The organism is Clostridioides sp. ES-S-0001-03 (assembly GCF_020676075.1).
GTDB lineage: Bacteria > Bacillota > Clostridia > Peptostreptococcales > Peptostreptococcaceae > Clostridioides.
Window position 1 is genome coordinate 1 of the sequence record NZ_JACVWJ010000001.1, and the last position, 18,155, is coordinate 18,155.

Annotated in this window: 11 protein-coding genes and 2 rRNA genes; 12 read left to right on the forward strand and 1 reads right to left on the reverse strand. The window is 30.2% G+C overall.

The window, feature by feature from the left end; genetic code table 11:
- The 12 genes from IC174_RS00005 to IC174_RS00060 all read left to right on the forward strand — a co-directional run.
- Positions 1-123 (forward strand): 23S ribosomal RNA (locus IC174_RS00005); the annotation flags it as partial.
- Between the two features lie 114 nt (positions 124-237).
- Positions 238-354 (forward strand): 5S ribosomal RNA (rrf, locus tag IC174_RS00010).
- Between the two features lie 392 nt (positions 355-746).
- Entirely contained in the window at positions 747-1,817 is a 1,071-nt protein-coding gene (locus IC174_RS00015; protein ID WP_227481801.1) for an ABC transporter ATP-binding protein, read from the forward strand.
- Positions 1,801-2,670 (forward strand): carbohydrate ABC transporter permease, encoded by an 870-nt coding sequence (locus IC174_RS00020; protein WP_227435546.1) that lies wholly within the window; start codon positions 1,801-1,803, stop codon positions 2,668-2,670. The genes IC174_RS00015 and IC174_RS00020 overlap by 17 nt, the downstream gene beginning before the upstream one ends.
- A gap of 43 nt (positions 2,671-2,713) precedes the next feature.
- Positions 2,714-3,574 (forward strand): carbohydrate ABC transporter permease, encoded by an 861-nt coding sequence (locus IC174_RS00025; protein WP_227481802.1) that lies wholly within the window; start codon positions 2,714-2,716, stop codon positions 3,572-3,574.
- 30 nt (positions 3,575-3,604) lie between these two features.
- Positions 3,605-4,909, forward strand: coding sequence for an ABC transporter substrate-binding protein (locus IC174_RS00030; protein WP_227481803.1), 1,305 nt, complete (start codon positions 3,605-3,607; stop codon positions 4,907-4,909).
- A 103-nt stretch (positions 4,910-5,012) separates the two neighbouring features.
- Positions 5,013-6,275, forward strand: coding sequence for an ectonucleotide pyrophosphatase/phosphodiesterase (locus IC174_RS00035; protein ID WP_227481804.1), 1,263 nt, complete (start codon positions 5,013-5,015; stop codon positions 6,273-6,275).
- 187 nt (positions 6,276-6,462) lie between these two features.
- Entirely contained in the window at positions 6,463-8,433 is a 1,971-nt protein-coding gene (gene uvrB / locus IC174_RS00040; protein ID WP_227481805.1) for an excinuclease ABC subunit UvrB, read from the forward strand.
- Between the two features lie 18 nt (positions 8,434-8,451).
- On the forward strand, positions 8,452-11,277 hold the full coding sequence (gene uvrA, locus IC174_RS00045) for an excinuclease ABC subunit UvrA (RefSeq protein ID WP_227435565.1): 2,826 nt from the start codon (positions 8,452-8,454) through the stop codon (positions 11,275-11,277).
- A gap of 263 nt (positions 11,278-11,540) precedes the next feature.
- Positions 11,541-13,358 carry an excinuclease ABC subunit UvrC gene (uvrC, locus tag IC174_RS00050; protein WP_227435569.1) on the forward strand — a complete coding sequence of 606 codons (1,818 nt, stop codon included), beginning with the start codon at positions 11,541-11,543 and terminating at the stop codon, positions 13,356-13,358.
- Positions 13,358-14,287 (forward strand): HPr(Ser) kinase/phosphatase, encoded by a 930-nt coding sequence (gene hprK, locus IC174_RS00055; protein WP_227435572.1) that lies wholly within the window; start codon positions 13,358-13,360, stop codon positions 14,285-14,287. The genes uvrC and hprK overlap by 1 nt, the downstream gene beginning before the upstream one ends.
- 151 nt (positions 14,288-14,438) lie before the next feature.
- On the forward strand, positions 14,439-16,229 hold the full coding sequence (locus IC174_RS00060) for a MutS-related protein (RefSeq protein ID WP_227435574.1): 1,791 nt from the start codon (positions 14,439-14,441) through the stop codon (positions 16,227-16,229).
- 123 nt (positions 16,230-16,352) lie between these two features.
- Here IC174_RS00060 and IC174_RS00065 read toward each other — a convergent pair whose 3' ends face one another.
- The gene (locus IC174_RS00065; protein ID WP_227435576.1) at positions 16,353-18,134 is read right to left on the reverse strand and encodes an NADH-dependent [FeFe] hydrogenase, group A6; all 1,782 of its coding nucleotides are present in this window, start codon (positions 18,132-18,134) and stop codon (positions 16,353-16,355) included.
- Positions 18,135-18,155: the final 21 nt, after the last annotated feature.

Below are 18,155 nucleotides of genomic sequence, written 5' to 3' on the forward strand. Positions count from 1 at the left end.
TCAAGATAAGATTTCCCACCGCAAGGGTAAGACCCCAGAAAGACTATCTGGTTGATAGGTCGAAGGTGTAAGTGCAGCAATGTATTTAGCTTATCGATACTAATAGGTCGAGGACTTGACCAATATTTATTTGATGTTCATTGATTAAAATATATATGTAGTTTTTAGAGTGCTAACTCTAAAGAATCTAGTTTACTAGCTTCAAAAACTTAATAGTAATATTAAGCATAAAGATTATGTGGTTACAATAGCAGAGAGGATACACCTGTTCCCATTCCGAACACAGAAGTTAAGCTCTCTAGCGCTGATGGTACTTGGTGGGAAACTGCCTGGGAGAGTAGGACGTAGCCACGTAATTTTTTTGAGTAAATTTATAAAAAATAAAAAATTTTTATTTTTTGTGTTTAGACATGGCAAATTTGGGACATAATATAATTGTAAAACTTAATAGCAAAAATAAATTACTCAATCTCCCCCACTTAAAGGCCTCTATCCCCCATAGAGGTCTTTTTTATTATGTATAATTTGCTATATCAGTTATTTTATTTATTTTGATTCTATCTTATTAGTCAGTATATTTATTTAAGTTTAGCATAATTTAACAGAAAATATATGTGATTTAACATCTATTTTAATAAATTTACTATATGTTCACTTTGTCTTAATATGTCCTTTACAAATAAAGAGTATTATTAATTTATAAGTAAATCGTATAACTAAACAAAGTATTTTGAGGAGGATAAAAAATGGCAGATATAAGACTAGAAAATGTCACAAAATCTTATGATAAAAAGAACACTGTTATAGAGAACTTGAACCTTACTATAGAAGATGGTTCTTTTACGGTATTGGTAGGCCCAAGTGGTTGTGGAAAATCTACTACACTAAGAATGATTGCTGGGCTTGAAGATATAACTTCAGGTAATTTAAAAATTGAAGAAAATGATGTAACAAGAACTGATGCAAGTAAGAGAGATATAGCTATGGTATTTCAGAATTATGCATTATATCCACATATGACTGTAAAAGAAAATATAGAATTTGGTTTAAAGAATAAAAAAGTTCCAAAAGAAAAAAGAGAAGAACTTATAACAGAGGTTATTGATATAGTTGGATTACAAGAATATTTAAATGTAAAGCCAGGAAATTTGTCTGGAGGACAAAGACAGAGAGTAGCATTAGCTAGAGCAATGGTTAAAAATCCAAAGGTATTTTTAATGGATGAACCATTATCAAATTTAGATGCAAAACTGAGAAATCAAATGAGAACAGAATTAATACAGTTACATCAAAAATTAAAATCTACATTTGTTTATGTAACTCATGACCAAGTCGAAGCAATGTCAATGGCGGATAAAATAGTTATAATGAACAAAGGAGAGATAATGCAAATAGGTTCTCCAAAAAAAATATATCAAGATCCTAAAAATTTGTTTGTGGCACAATTTATCGGAAATCCTTGTATGAACATATTAAATATGAAGGATAATATCAAACTTGGATTTAGGCCTGAAAAAGCTGTATTAGAAAGTATAAATATAGATATAAAAAATGATGATACTTTTAATTTACTTGGAAAGGTTATAACTAAAGAGGTATTAGGAAACGAAACTATATACTGTTTATCTGTTCTTAACAGTGAAGTAAGGGTTAAAACAGAAAACGATATATTTGATATAGGGAAAACTTTGAAAGTAAATGTATTAGAAAAGGATTTATATTATTTTAATAAAGATGGGCAAAGAATAGATGATATAAAAGAATGTAAGAATATGTATTCTAAAATCAAAGGAGATATTTATGAAAAAGCAATTTAATAAAGCATATTTATACATAACACCTGCAATTATAGGAACTTTACTGTTTATAGTATATCCAATAATTAAGACAATATCGCTGAGTTTCAAATCAGGAAGTCTTCTTAGTTCAACTTTCGAAAATGTAGGATTGAATAATTACACAGAGCTTTTAAAAAATCCAGAGTTTATACAAACTATAACGAATACTGCAATTTATACTTTTTTTATGGTAATTATATCTATATCACTAGCTATAGTACTTGCTGTTTGGTTAAATAAAAACTCTATAATACACAATTTGACACAAAGTATAATCTTTACACCACATGTAATTTCACTAGTATCTGTAGCTGTATTGTGGCTTTGGATTATGGAGCCACAGTATGGCTTTTTAAACTGGATACTGTCAACATTGCATTTACCAACATCAAAATGGCTTTCAAGTGAAAGTTCAGCTTTAATGTCATTGATTCTAATAGGAATATGGAAAACTCTTGGATACAATATTTTAATCGTGTTATCAGGTCTTAAATCGATACCAAACTATATATATGAGGCTTCTAAACTAGACAATGCAAACAAGATAACGAATTTCTTTAAGGTAACATTGCCATTATTATCGCCAACAATATTTTTTCTCATGATAACAACAACAACAGCATCATTTCAAGTGTTTGACGAAATAAGCATAATGACACAAGGTGGTCCATTAGGTTCAACTAACATGTTATCTTATTATATATATGAGTCTGGATTTATATATTACGATATAGGGCAAGCAAGTGCAGCAAGTATGTTTTTATTAGCCATAGTTATGATTGCTACATATGCTAATTTCAGACTATTATCAAAAAAAGTTCATTATCAATAAATAAAAAATATATATTATAAGGCGTGTTAAAAAGGAGGACAAAATGGACATTATAAGACCTATTAAAAAAGATAAAGCTTATATAAAGAAAATAGTATCAAAATCAATAGAAGTATTAATTCTACTACTTTTATCTGCAATATTTATATTCCCTTTTATATGGATGCTGTCAACATCTTTTAAAAACCCACAAGAAATGATGCAACTACCACCTACAATAATACCAAATGATATAGTACTAGGAAATTATACTACAGCATGGAATTCAGGACCATTTTTTAGATATTTATTAAATAGTATCTTTGTGACAGGTAGTATTTTAATCGTACAGTTTTTAGTGATGGTTCCTGCAGCTTATGCATTTTCTAAGATTAAATTTAGGGGTGAGAAGGTATTGTTTGGACTATTACTCATAGGACTTATGATTCCTCCACAAGTAACTTTTTTACCTGTATATATGATGATGAGTAAATTTGGATTTATAAATACATATGTGCCACTTATAATTCCATTTATGACATCTTCATTTGGTATATTTCTGCTTAGACAAAATTTTATGCAGATATCAGATGAGATTATTGAAGCAGCTAAATTAGACAATACTTCGGACTTAAAAATAATGTTTAAAATAATGGTTCCTATGGCAAAACCAGCAGTAATAACATTTATATTATTTAATTTTATATATCATTGGAATAACTATTTCTGGCCTTTAGTAATGACAAATACAGATGCAATAAGGACTTTACCAATCGGAGTAGCTCTTCTTAAATCTTCAGAAGGAATTACTGCATGGAATGTAATAATGGCAGGAAATATAATTTTAATTTTACCAATAATTCTTGTTTATATATTTGCAAATAAAAAAGTAAAAGAAGCTTTTATGTATTCAGGAATAAAATAAAAAGTCAAAAACTAAATTTGGAGGATGGAAATGAAGCTTAAAAGAAAATTAGCAACAGGATTAGCAATAACATTATTATTAGGTTCTTTAGTTGGGTGTTCAAATTCTAATGACTCAAATACATCTAAAGGAGAAAAGACAGATAGCAATATTACAAAGATAGATTTCTGGGCACCTTTGGGTGGAACTAATGGTGAAACAGCACAAAAAATGGTTGACCAGTTTAATAGTGAACATAAAGACATACAAGTAAATATGCTAAAACAAAAAGATTACTATGAAAATGCAACAAAATTACAAGCTGCATTAACTTCTAAAGACCAACCAGATGTAACATTATTAGAAATAACTCAAACAGGTACATTTGCATCAGCAGGAGCTTTAGTAGATATGAGTAAATACTTTGATAAGGCATACCAAGAAAGATTTTTTTCTGGTCTTCTAACAAATTCATATTATGAAAATAAGTTTGTTGGTATGCCATTTAATAGAAGTACACCAATACTATACATAAATAAGGATATGGCAGTTAAAGCAGGCCTTGACCCTTCAGGACCAAAGTCATGGGAAGAACTTAAAACATATGCTAGTAAAATGACAAACAAATCAGAAGATACTTATGGATTTGAAACTCCAATAGATATTTGGTTCTATGAAGCTATGGTAATGCAAAGTGGAGGAGAAATAACTGATGGAAAAAAAGTAGCATTTAATAATGAAGCAGGTCAAGCACCAGTTAAATTCTGGCAAGATATGATGAAATCTGGAATAATGAAAATGCCACCTGGTGAAGATTATAATGCTTGGGATGTAGCAAAGCAAGATTTTGTAAATGGTAAAGTTGGTATGATATTTACATCAACAGCAGATTTAGCAGGTCTTATGCAACAAACAGATGGTAAGTTTGAAATATCAACAGCATTTTTACCAAAAAATCAAAAATATGCAACGCCTACAGGGGGAGCAAACTTAGTTATGCTTGAAGGTGGAACAGACAAAGAAAAAGATGCAAGTGCAGAATTTATGGAATGGATGACTCAAACAGATAAAATAGTTCAATTTAGTTCATCAACAGGATATCTGCCAACAACTGAAGATGCAACTAAATCAGAAAAATTACAAACATTGTATAAAGAAAAGCCACAATATAAAGTTGCAACTGACCAATTACAATATGCTGTTGCCCTTCCAATGTTAAATGGATATAAAGAAGCAACTGATAAGTTAATGGATGAGATTAAAAAAGGTCTTACTGATTTAAATGTGGCGCCAAAAGATGCAGTAAGCAAAGGAACTTCTGCAATGCAAGCAGTAATAGATAAGACTAATAAATAATTATAGACAGGTATGAAATGTTGATGAAATATCACCTGTAACATATATAGATTATAGATTGATTGAACGTATCCAATAATATATGAATGAAGAGGTAATGTAAATGACAAAAGTTATAGTATTATCAGTAGATTCTTTATTTGAAAAAGATTTAGAATTTGTAAAGAATCTACCAAATTTTAAATCTATCTTAGAAAATTGTTCTATGGTGAAAAATATAAATTGTGTATATCCAACTTTAACATATCCTTGTCATACAAGTATGGTTACAGGAGTATATCCTAAAAAACATGGAATATATCATAATGAAAAATTTGACCCAAATAAAGAAAATAAAGATTGGTATTGGTATTCAAAAGATATAAAAGTAAAGACAATTATAGATGTAGCAAAGGACAATAATCTGACTACTTCTAGTATCTTATGGCCTGTAATGGGTGCAAACCCAAATATAGATTATAATATTGCAGAGATATGGGCTCCTAATAGAGAAGATGACCCAAGAGAAATTTTTGAAAAAAGTTCAAGTAAGGTTATAATGGATAGTATTTATGATAGACATTGTCACTATATTGATTGGAAATTAGAGCCTAATATGGATTTGTTTGGAGTAAATTGTGCTATAGATGTAATAAAAGAATATAATCCAGATTTAATGTTAATACATCTAGCAACTTTGGACCATACACGACATAACCATGGTTTGTTTAATGAAAAAGTAAATGAAGCCTTGAAAATGAATGATAAATGGTTAGGAGATATAATTCAAGCTACAAAGGATGCAGGTACATATGAAGATACAAATTTTATAATACTTGGAGACCATGGTCATCTTAGAGTTGATAAAGTTGTAAATCCAAATGTTTTACTTAAATCACATGGATTTATAACAGTAGAAAATGGAGTAGTTAAGAATTTTGATGCCTATGTAAATTCGTCAGGTATATCAGCACAGATAATAGTAAGTAACCAAAATAGATTAGAAGAGTTGAGAGTATTGCTTGAAGAGTTTAAAGAAGAATTATTTATAGAGAATATATTTACCAGAGAAGAAGCATCCAATCTTGGACTTGAAGGCGACTTTGAAATGGTAATTGAAGGAATTGAAGGAATTTCATTTGGAAATGATTTAGAAGGAAATATTATAAAGGATTCTGATATAAAAGATTACAAGTTTGCTGTTGCTACACATGGTCATTTACCTACTAAGGGGAATAGACCTCCGTTTATAGCTTTTGGACCTAAAATAAAAACAGGCGTAGTAGAGGAAGAAGGCGACTTAAGAGCTCATGCAGCAACTATATTAAGACTATTCGATTTGAAGCTAGACGGAGTTGAAAAAGAAGCATTTGATTTCATTATATAAACTGGATAAAGTATTTATTTTCCATTACTTATAGACTTCTATTATAAAGATAGAAGTCTTTTTTTATATTTTAGATTTAAGTAAAATTTAAATGGGTAAAATATTTAAAATAACTGAAACAATTCTAGAAAGGTATGATATAATAATACATGTTAGGAACTAATGTTCGAAAAGAAGGAGTGATACTATGGATTTTAAAATAAAGTCAGACTTCAAACCAACAGGTGACCAACCAGAAGCTATTAAATCAATAGTGGATTCTATAAATAGAAATGAAAAATTTTCGACATTGTTAGGTGTAACAGGTTCAGGAAAAACATTCACAATGGCAAATATAATACAACAAGTTAAAAAACCTACCCTAATAATGGCTCATAATAAAACACTAGCAGCACAACTTTATAGTGAGTTTAAAGAATTTTTCCCAGACAATGCAGTTGAATATTTTGTAAGTTACTATGATTACTATCAACCAGAGGCATATGTAGCTCACAGTGACACTTATATAGAAAAAGATGCAAGTATAAATGACGAAATAGATAAACTTCGACATTCTGCTACAGCATCTATTTTAGAAAGAAGAGATACTATAATAATATCTTCAGTATCTTGTATATATGGTTTGGGGGACCCAAAAGATTATAAAGAACTTATGTTATCTATAAGACCTGGTATGCAGAAGGATAGAGATGATGTAATAAAAAGGTTAATAGAGATACAATATGAAAGAAATGATATAAATTTTACAAGAGGGACTTTTAGAGTTAGAGGAGATATATTAGAAATATTTCCAGCTAGCAATGATGAAAAAGCAATAAGAATAGAGTTCTTTGGTGATGAAATAGATAGAATAACAGAAATTGATTATGTAACAGGAAAGATTGTTGGGACAAGAAATCATGTTGTTATCTTCCCCGCATCTCACTATGTAACAACACCAGAAAGAATTGAAAATGCAATTGTTCAAATTGAAGATGAACTTCAACAACAAATTGAGACTTTTAAAGAAAATGATAGGCTTTTAGAAGCACAACGGATTGAGCAAAGAACGAAGTATGACATAGAAATGTTAAAGGAGATAGGGTTTTGTCAGGGGATAGAAAACTACTCAAGGCATATTACTGGAAGAGACGAAGGAGAAAGACCATATACATTAATGGATTTCTTTCCAGATGATTATTTGATAATTGTAGATGAGGCACATGTTACTATTCCGCAAGTAAGAGGAATGTACGCAGGAGATAGATCAAGAAAAACATCTCTTATAGAAAATGGATTTAGATTACCTTCTGCACTTGATAATAGACCGTTAAATTTTCAAGAATTTGAAGGAAACATAAATCAAATATTGTTTGTAAGTGCTACACCAGGTCCTTATGAAATTCAACATTCTGAGACTATAGCTGAACAGATAATAAGACCAACAGGTCTTTTAGACCCAATTGTAGAAGTAAGACCTATAAATAATCAGATAGATAATTTAGTAGGGGAAATAACTAAAACAATAGAAAAAAATGAAAGAGTGCTTATAACCACTTTAACTAAAAAAATGAGTGAAGATTTAACTAATTACCTTAAAGAAATAGGAATAAAAGTTAAATATCTACATTCAGATATAGTTACATTAGAAAGAACAGAGATAATAAGAGACTTAAGACTGGGAAAATTTGATGTACTTGTAGGAATAAATTTACTTAGAGAAGGTCTAGATATACCAGAAGTTTCACTTATAGCAATTTTAGATGCAGACAAAGAAGGTTTCTTACGTTCCGAAACAGCATTAATACAAACTATTGGACGTGCAGCTAGAAATGAAAATGGAAGAGTTATTATGTATGCTGATAGGATAACTGATTCAATGCAAAATGCTATTGATGAGACAAAAAGAAGAAGAGCTATACAGAATTTATATAATGAAGAACACAACATAACTCCTAAGACTATACAAAAAAGTGTAAGAGATAGTATAGAAGCAACTAAGGTTGCAGAGGAAGAAGTTGTCTATGGAATAACTGATACAGATGATAAAGAAGAGATAAAAGATAATATAGAAAAATTAAAATCAGAGATGATGGAAGCTGCTCAAAACTTACAATTTGAGAGAGCGGCAGAATTAAGAGATAAGGTAAAACAGTTGGAAGAAAAATTGGAAAAATAGAAAGGTAAAAACAAGGTTATGGAAGATAAAATTATAATAAGAGGAGCAAAAGAGCATAATTTAAAAAATGTAGATTTAGAGTTACCAAGAGATAAGTTTATAGTTTTTACAGGATTGTCTGGTTCTGGAAAGTCATCTTTGGCATTTGATACGATATATGCAGAAGGCCAAAGAAGATATGTAGAGAGTTTGTCTGCTTATGCTAGACAGTTTTTAGGGCAAATGGAAAAGCCAAATGTAGAATATATTGAAGGTCTATCACCAGCTATTTCAATAGATCAGAAGACTACTTCAAAGAATCCACGTTCTACAGTTGGAACAGTAACAGAAATATATGACTATTTGAGATTGTTATTTGCAAGAGTAGGCGATGTATATTGTCCTACATGTGGTGAAAAAATAAGTCAAATGACTATTCAAGAAATAGTTGATAAAATGCTAGATTTTCCAGATAGAACTAAGTTGCAAATACTTTCGCCAATTGTTAGAGGTCAAAAAGGTACACATAAAAAGGTCTTAGATAATATTAAAAAAGAAGGATTTGTAAGAGTTAGAGTTGATGGGGAAAACTATGAAGTAAGTGATGATATTGTTTTAACTAAAAACCAAAAACACAGTATAGAAGTAGTAGTGGATAGAATAGTAGTCAAAGATGGAATAGAATCTAGACTTGCAGATTCAATTGAAACTGCGGTTAAACTATCAGATGGTCTTGTAATAGCTCAAATAATAGATGGAGAAGAGATTCTTTTCTCAACTAAATTTGCATGTCCAGAACATGGAATTGGGATAGAAGAATTATCTCCAAGAATGTTTTCATTTAATGCTCCTTTTGGAGCTTGTGATGTTTGTAATGGTCTTGGGGAAAGTAAAGAAGTTGACCCAGAACTAGTTGTACCAAATAAAGATTTATCAATAAAACAAGGTGCAGTGGCTGCTTGGGGTTCAACAGGTGTCAACGACGATACTTATTATAGCAAAATGATAAAAAGTTTAGCTGAGCATTTTAAGGTATCTTTGACAACTCCATTTAAAGATTTACCAGAAGATTTTGTTCAAGAGTTACTTTATGGTAAGGATAATATAATGGTAGAGTTTGTTTATGAATCAAAATTTGGAGGAACTAGAAATTATAAATCATATTTTGAAGGAGTAGTAGTAAACTTAGAGAGAAGATACAAAGAAACTAACTCAGAGTATATGAGAGACAAAATTGAAGAATATATGGCAGAAAGACCTTGTCCAAAATGTAAGGGATTGAGACTTAAAAAAGAGGTTTTATCTGTTTTAGTTGATGGAAAAAATATAATGGAAGTAACAAACTTATCTGTTAACGAATTGATAGATTTTATGGAAAATGTAACTCTTACAGAAAAGCAAAGATTTATAGCTCATGAGATTATAAAAGAGATAAAGGGAAGAGCTAAGTTTTTAAGAGATGTTGGTCTTGATTATTTGAATTTATCAAGAAAAGCTGGAACACTTTCAGGAGGAGAAGCGCAACGTATAAGATTAGCAACTCAAATCGGTTCAGCATTAGTTGGAGTGTTATATGTGCTTGATGAGCCAAGTATAGGTCTTCATCAAAGAGATAATGACAGACTTATAGGAACTCTTAGACATCTAACAGATTTAGGAAATACTTTAATTGTCGTAGAACATGATGAAGATACAATGAGAGAAGCTGATTATGTTATAGACATTGGACCTGGTGCAGGTATACATGGTGGTGAGATAGTTGCACAAGGAACTTTAGATGAAATAATAGAAAATGAAAACTCAATAACAGGTCAGTACTTAAGTGGAAAAAAACAAATATTAGTTCCTGAGACTACTAGAGAAGGAAATGGAAGTTTTATAGAAGTAATCAAAGCATCAGAAAATAACCTAAAAAATATTGATGTAAAATTGCCATTAGGTAAGTTTACATGTATAACAGGTGTTTCAGGTTCTGGGAAAAGTACACTAATAAATGACATACTTTATAAAGGTGTTGCAAGTAAAGTGAATAGACTAAAACAAAGAGCTGGTAAGCACAAAGAAATAAAAGGAATTGAAAATATAGATAAGGTTATAAATATTGACCAAAGTCCAATTGGAAGAACACCTCGTTCAAATCCAGCTACTTATACAGGGGTATTTGATTTTATAAGGGATATTTTTGCTGCTACTAATGAAGCTAAAGCAAGAGGATATAAAAAGGGAAGATTTAGTTTTAATGTAAAAGGTGGTAGATGTGAAGCTTGTAAAGGTGATGGAATAATAAAAATAGAGATGCACTTTCTACCAGATGTATATGTTCCTTGTGAGGTTTGTAAGGGTGAAAGATACAATAGGGAAACATTACAAGTAAAATACAAAGATAAAACTATATCTGATATACTAGATATGAATGTAGAAGAAGCTGTTGAGTTTTTTGAAAATATACCAAACATAAAAAGAAAGCTGGATACATTGATGGATGTAGGTCTTTCATACATTAAATTAGGACAGCCTTCAACTCAATTGTCTGGAGGAGAAGCACAACGTATAAAATTAGCATCAGAACTTAGTAAAAGACCAACAGGAAAGACTTTATATATATTAGATGAACCTACTACAGGACTTCATATGGCAGATGTAGATAAGTTAATTCACGTATTACAAAGATTAGCAGATACAGGAAATACAATTATAGTTATAGAACATAATCTAGATGTTATAAAGACTTGTGATTATGTAATAGACCTAGGCCCAGAGGGTGGAGATAAAGGTGGAACTATAGTTGCAACTGGAACACCAGAAGAAGTATCTAAAGTTGAAGGGTCTTATACAGGTCAATTCTTAAGTAAATATTTCTCTTAGGTTATATAAACTGTGTAAAATTTTAACTGTAAATATATAAAAATAAGTTGAAAATATTAGAAGTAAGTAAATTAAAAATAAATTGTAGATAATTACCAAACATAAAGTCCATATTGTTCTTCGTATTTGAGATTGCTTTTAAATCAATTATAGAAGATGATATGGACTTTAACTTGTGTACAATGCTGGAAATTGAATAACTTTTTAATTTTCACATTTTAGGGTATAATTTTAATATAAAACTTAATGTTTTGGAGGGCGATATGTTTGATATACAAGACCACTTAAAAAAATTACCTTCTGAGCCTGGTGTATATTTAATGAAGGATAAATACGACCATATAATATATGTGGGAAAAGCCATATCTCTAAAAAATAGAGTAAGGCAGTATTTTCAATCTTCAAAAAACCATACATCTAAAGTAAAATCTATGGTTAAGAATATATATAAATTTGAATACATTATAACAGATTCAGAGTTGGAAGCATTAATACTTGAATGTAATTTAATAAAAAGATATAGACCAAAGTATAATGTGTTACTTAGAGATGATAAAACTTACCCATATATTAAGGTGACTACAAATGAAGATTATCCAAGGATTTTAAAGGTTAGAAGGGTTCTTAAAGATAAAGCAAAGTATTTTGGACCATATACTAATATAACTGCGGTAAATGATACTTTAGACCTTATAAACAGTACCTATCCAATAAGAAGTTGTAAAATTGACATAGAAAAAGCGATAAAAAATAAAACAAGACCTTGTTTAAACTTACACATAAATAAGTGCTTAGGACCTTGTACAGGAAATGTATCCAAAGAAGAATATGGAAAGATGATAGAAGAAATTATAATGTGTCTATCGGGGAAAGAAGAAAAGTTGATGGAGCTCTTAAAAGAAAAGATGAATGAGAGTTCTATGAATTTTAGATTTGAAGAAGCAGCTATATATAGAGATAAAATAAAGAGTCTTGAAGAAATGATACAAAAACAAAAAATAGATGCTACTGTAACCGATTTAAATCAGGATGTAGTTGCGATGGCAAGAGCTCATAATGAAGCTTGTGTACAAGTATTTTTTATTAGAAATGGTAAGATTGTTGGGAGAGAACACTTTATACTAGAAGGGGTAATGGATAGCCCAAGAGCTTCTATATTGAGTTCATTTGTAAAACAATTTTACAATGAGCAAGAATATATACCTAAAGAACTAATTATAGAAGATGAGATAGAAGACAGTTGTATATTAGAAGAATGGCTATCGTCTAAAAAAGGGCAAAAAGTAACAATAAGAGTACCACAAAAAGGAGAGAAAAAAAGCCTAGTTGAAATGGTGAGAAAAAATGCAGTAGAGTACCTTGAAAAATTTTCTGATATGAACAAAAGGAAATATGAAAAAAGTATTGGAGCATTAGAAGAATTAAAACGATTGTTAAACTTAGAAAAATTGCCAATAAGAATAGAGTCTTTTGATATATCAAATATACAAGGAGTAGATTCAATTGGCTCTATGGTAGTCTATACAAATGCTAAAAAAGATAAAAAAGAGTATAGAAGATATAAAATAAAAACAGTCATTGGGCCTAATGATTATGATTCCATGGCTGAAATTGTAGATAGAAGATTGAAACATGGAAATTTACCTGACCTTATATTGTTGGATGGAGGAAAGGGACAGGTTAGCGCTGTAAAAAAAGTATTAGAACTTAATGATGTAGACATACCACTTTGGGGAATGTACAAAGACGATAAGCATAGGACTAAAGGGTTAATATGTAAAGAAAAAGAAATCGAGTTGGATAAGACAACTAGTTTATATAGATTTATTGCTAGTATACAAGAAGAAGTTCATAATTATGCAATAACATATCATAGAAGTCTAAGAAATAAAGCTTTGACAAAATCTATCTTAGATGATATACAAGGGATAGGTGAAAAAAGAAAAAAAGCACTGATGAGTCATTTTAAAGATGTAGAAGCCATAAAAGAAGCTACTTTTGAAGAACTTTTAGAAGTAGAAGGAATGAATAAAAGCATTGCAGAGAATGTTTATAATTTTTTTAGGAAGGAAGAAAATTGATGGAAACTAGCAATAAAGTATCAATAAGAGAAATAATAAAAGATTTAAAACTTAAAGTAGTATACATGCCTGATGATGTAGATTATTATGTATACTCTCAAGATATAAATAGACCAGGTTTACAATTTGCAGGATATTTTGATTACTTTGCATATGAGAGAATACAAATAGTTGGAAAAACAGAATATAATTTCTTTGGATTGATGGATAATGAAATTCGAGAAGAGGTACTAAATAGATTTTTCTCATATGAAATACCAGCTTTAATAATTTCTAGAGATTTAGAAATAAAACCAGATGTGATTGAAAAGGCTAAAAAGTATAAGAGAATACTTTTAAGTACAAACAGAAACACAACTAGACTTATAAATAGATTATCAAACTACTTAGATAATAAGTTAGCACCACATACAACGATTCATGGAGTTTTAGTTGATATTTATGGTATAGGTGTTTTGATAAAGGGAGAGAGTAGTATAGGAAAGTCAGAAACAGCATTAGAACTAATTCAGAGAGGTAATAGATTAGTTGCAGATGATGCTGTAGAAATAAGAAAATTAGATGAAAGTATGTTGATGGGTCAGTCTCCTGAATTAATAAGACATTTCCTAGAGATAAGAGGAATAGGTATAATAGACGTCAGAAGTCTATATGGTGTAGGAGCTATCAAAAATTCTAAAATGATAGATTTAGTAGTACATTTAGAAGCTTGGGATGAAAATAAGTATTATGATAGGCTTGGATTAGATAAAGAATATGAAGAAATACTTGGTGTTAATGTAGAGAAGTTAGTTGTTCCTGTAAAGCCTGGAAGAAATACTGCTATGATACTAGAAGTAGCAGCAATGAACTTTAGACAAAGAGGAATGGGGTATGATGCAGCTCAAGAATTTACTAAGAAACTATCAAAACTTATTGATACTAAGTAATAGAGAGTGCATATAAAATAAAATTGTATAGAATAGTTATAAAATATATATTATATAATTGGAGTTTAAATTAGCTTTTAAGGTTATTAGTTTAAATTTAATACTATATTTAAATTTATTATATGATAAGGAAGTTGGAGTCTTTATGGGAATGAACTATTTTAGTAAGCTTTTAGAAAGTACTACTGAAAAAGAACTGCTCTTAAATAAAAAATCAAATAATATAAGTACAGCTAGATTAATATCTTTTTTAATATTGATAGCGGGATTTGCTATTGGATTTTACAATAAAAATATAGTAGGTATTTTTGTTGGAATTGTAGCATTGATTCTATTTATTTCACTTTTAGTTATTCATAATAAAATAAAAGAGGAAGAATCGTATTTTAAGAGTAAGTGTGAAGTGCTGGATAAGTATGTTAAGAGATTTGGTGATGAGTGGAAAGAATTCAAAATAGATGGAAAAGAATATATACAAGAAGAAAATTCACAAGCAAAAGATTTAGACTTATTTGGAAGAGCATCACTATATCAGTATATTTGTATAGCTAATACATCCTATGGAAAGAAGTCTTTAGCTAAGTCCTTATGGAATGAAAATCCAAACGATAATATAATCCTAGAAAGACAAACAGCAGTAAAAGAGCTATTATCAAAACAGGATTTTTCTATCCATATTCAGACCTTGAGTAATATAATTGGTAAGGAACAAAAAACCAACTCTGATGGAAGTATAGAGTCATTTATAGAGTATGGAGAAGATAAAAAAGTATATATACCTAAGTGGATGCATGTTTTTACTTGGGGTTTGCCTACTGCAACAATACTATCTTTTATATTTTTTATATTAGGGTTTTTGCCTATGCTACCTGTTTTTTTACTTTTTGTACTTCAGCTAGGATTTGGTGGGTTTGGGAATACAAAGCTTATGCAGACTTTATCCCCATTATTCTCATTTAGTAGAAGTATACAAGTATATGAAAAGATGTTTGAAGTTTTAGAGAAAGAGACATTTGAAAGCCCATATTTAAAAGAATTACAAGCAAAACTTTCTAAAGGTAATGGTGTTTCAAAAGGTATTAAACAGCTGAACTCAATAGGTAATGCAGTAAACTTAAGATATAATCAAATAGTTTATATACTTGCTTGTGGTGTTCTTATGTGGAATTATCACTGTGCAGAATCTCTAGAAAGATGGAAAAGTGTATATGGAAATCAAATTAGAGGATGGCTTGAATCTATTGGAGAGTTTGAAGCTTTGATAAGTTTAACTATTATTGGTCAAGTAAAAGAAAATACATGTTTTCCAATAATAAAAAGCGAAAGTATTCCAAAGTTAGAAGTTGAAGAAGTATACCATCCATTAATAGCAGAGAAAAGTGTTGTAGCAAATTCAATAAAATTAAATTCTCAAACCTGTATCATTACAGGTTCAAATATGTCAGGTAAGACGACATTTTTAAGAAGTATTGGTGTAAATTTAGTATTGGCGTATGCAGGTGCTCCAGTATGTGCTAAAAATTTTGATGCCACATGTATGTATATATTTACATCTATGAGAATACAAGATGATGTAAGCCAAGGTATATCAACTTTTTATGCTGAAATTCTCAGAATAAAATCAATGATTCAATATAGTATAAAAGAATTACCGATGTTAGTTTTAGTTGATGAGATTTTTAAAGGAACTAACTCTGCTGATAGAATTATTGGAGCAAGTGAGGCAGTAAAGAAACTATCAAAGCCATGGATTATAAGTATGGTTACAACACATGATTTTGAGTTATGTGACCTTTCAAGTGGTGGAGATGTAGAGATTGTAAACTACCATTTTTCAGAGTACTATGTTGATGATAAAATCTATTTTGACTATGCCATAAAAGATGGAAGATGTAAGACTACAAATGCAAAACAGCTTATGAAAATGGCAGGGATACTTTAAGAAAGATAAGCGTAGAAATGTAGCTTATTATGATTAAAATAGAAAGGATTGTATAAAGTACTTAAAAGCACTTTATACAATCCTTTTATTTGAGAATATTTTAGTTTTTCAATTTGTTAAAATTTATTTAGCTTCTTCACAAGCACATTCTTTTGGACATTCTTCATAAATACAACTCTTATCAAAGTAATGAGTATGAAGGTATTTATGAGCTACATCGCTATTTGGATCTCCAAAGAAGTCTTTATAAATAGCTTGTAAGTCAGGATTTTCATGAGACTTACGAATAGCCTTATTTCTATCTATCTCATACAATGCATTAGCACGTCTATCAATTATATCAGTATTACCATGATGGTAAGGTTGACCAGCTCCTCCAACACATCCACCAGGGCATGCCATAACTTCTATGATATGGTATTTACATTCTCCACTTCTAACTTTATCCATCATTTTTCTAGCATTTTTAAGTGTATTTACAATACATACATTGACTGTAGTTCCATCAACATCTATACTTGCTTCTCTGATTCCCTTAAGCCCTCTAACATTAGTAAAGTTTACATTATCTAAAGTTTTGTTAGTTATCTTTTCATATGAAGTACGTAGAGCAGCTTCTAAAACTCCACCACTCGCTCCAAATATAGACGCAGCACCAGTAGATTTTCCTAATGGATTATCAAAATCCTGGTCTTGAAGATTAGGTAAATCAATAGCAGCTTCTTTTATCATCTTAGCTAACTCTCTAGTAGTTATAGAAAGGTCAACATCTAATATTCCAGATTCACTTAATTCTTCTCTTGAAGCTTCATACTTCTTAGCTACACAAGGCATTACAGATACAACATAAAGGTCATCTGGATTAATTCCTAGTATTTTAGGTGCATAGTAATTCTTAGCTATAGAACCAAACATACCTTGAGGAGATTTACAGCTAGATGCTAGATTTAATTGGTCTGGATAATTGTGTTCTAAGAAGTTTACCCATGCAGGGCAACAGCTTGTTAATATAGGTAGATTTTCACCTTTTTGAATTCTTTCTATAAATTCAGTAGCTTCTTCCATTATAGTGAAGTCTGCACCAAAGTTTGTATCGAATACATGCTCAAACCCAAGTGCTTTTAAAGCAGCAACCATTTTTCCTGTAGATATTGAACCTGGTTCTAATCCAAACTCTTCACCAATAGCAACTCTTACAGCAGGGGCAACTTGCACTACTATAGTTTTTTCTTTTTTATTTAAAACATCCCATAGTTTAGGAACATTATCTACTTCTGTTAACGCTCCAGTTGGACAGACAGAAATACATTGGCCACAGAATGTACACTCTGTTTCAACCATATCAGCATTAAAAAATGTACTAACTAAAGTATTAAATCCACGATTAACTCCAGATAATGCTCCAACTGTTTGGATATCATTACATACAGTTTCACATCTTCTGCATAATATACATTTAGAATGGTCTTTAACTAAAGATTTAGTAGAGGTATCTTTACCTGCAAAAGACTTAGAACCTTGATATCTTATCTTTCTTACTCCTAAATCAGCAGCTATAGTTTGTAATTCACAGTCTCCATTTTTTTCACATATAAAACAATCTTGTGGATGGTCTGATAATAGTAACTCAACAATAGTTCTACGAGCATTTAATGCTTTAGCACTATTAGTTTGAACTCTCATACCTTCCTTTATAACTGTTCCACAAGCTGGAACTAAACCTCTCTCTGTCTCAACCATACAAACACGACAAGAAGCACAAGTATCAAGCTTATCTATCTCATTCATATGTAAATGACAAAGGTTATGTATTTTTATATTTATTAGTTTTGCAGCATCTAAGATAGAAGTTCCACTAGGTGCTGAAACATGTTTGCCATTGATAGTTAAATTAACTAAACTCATTGTTATTCCTCCTCCAAATAA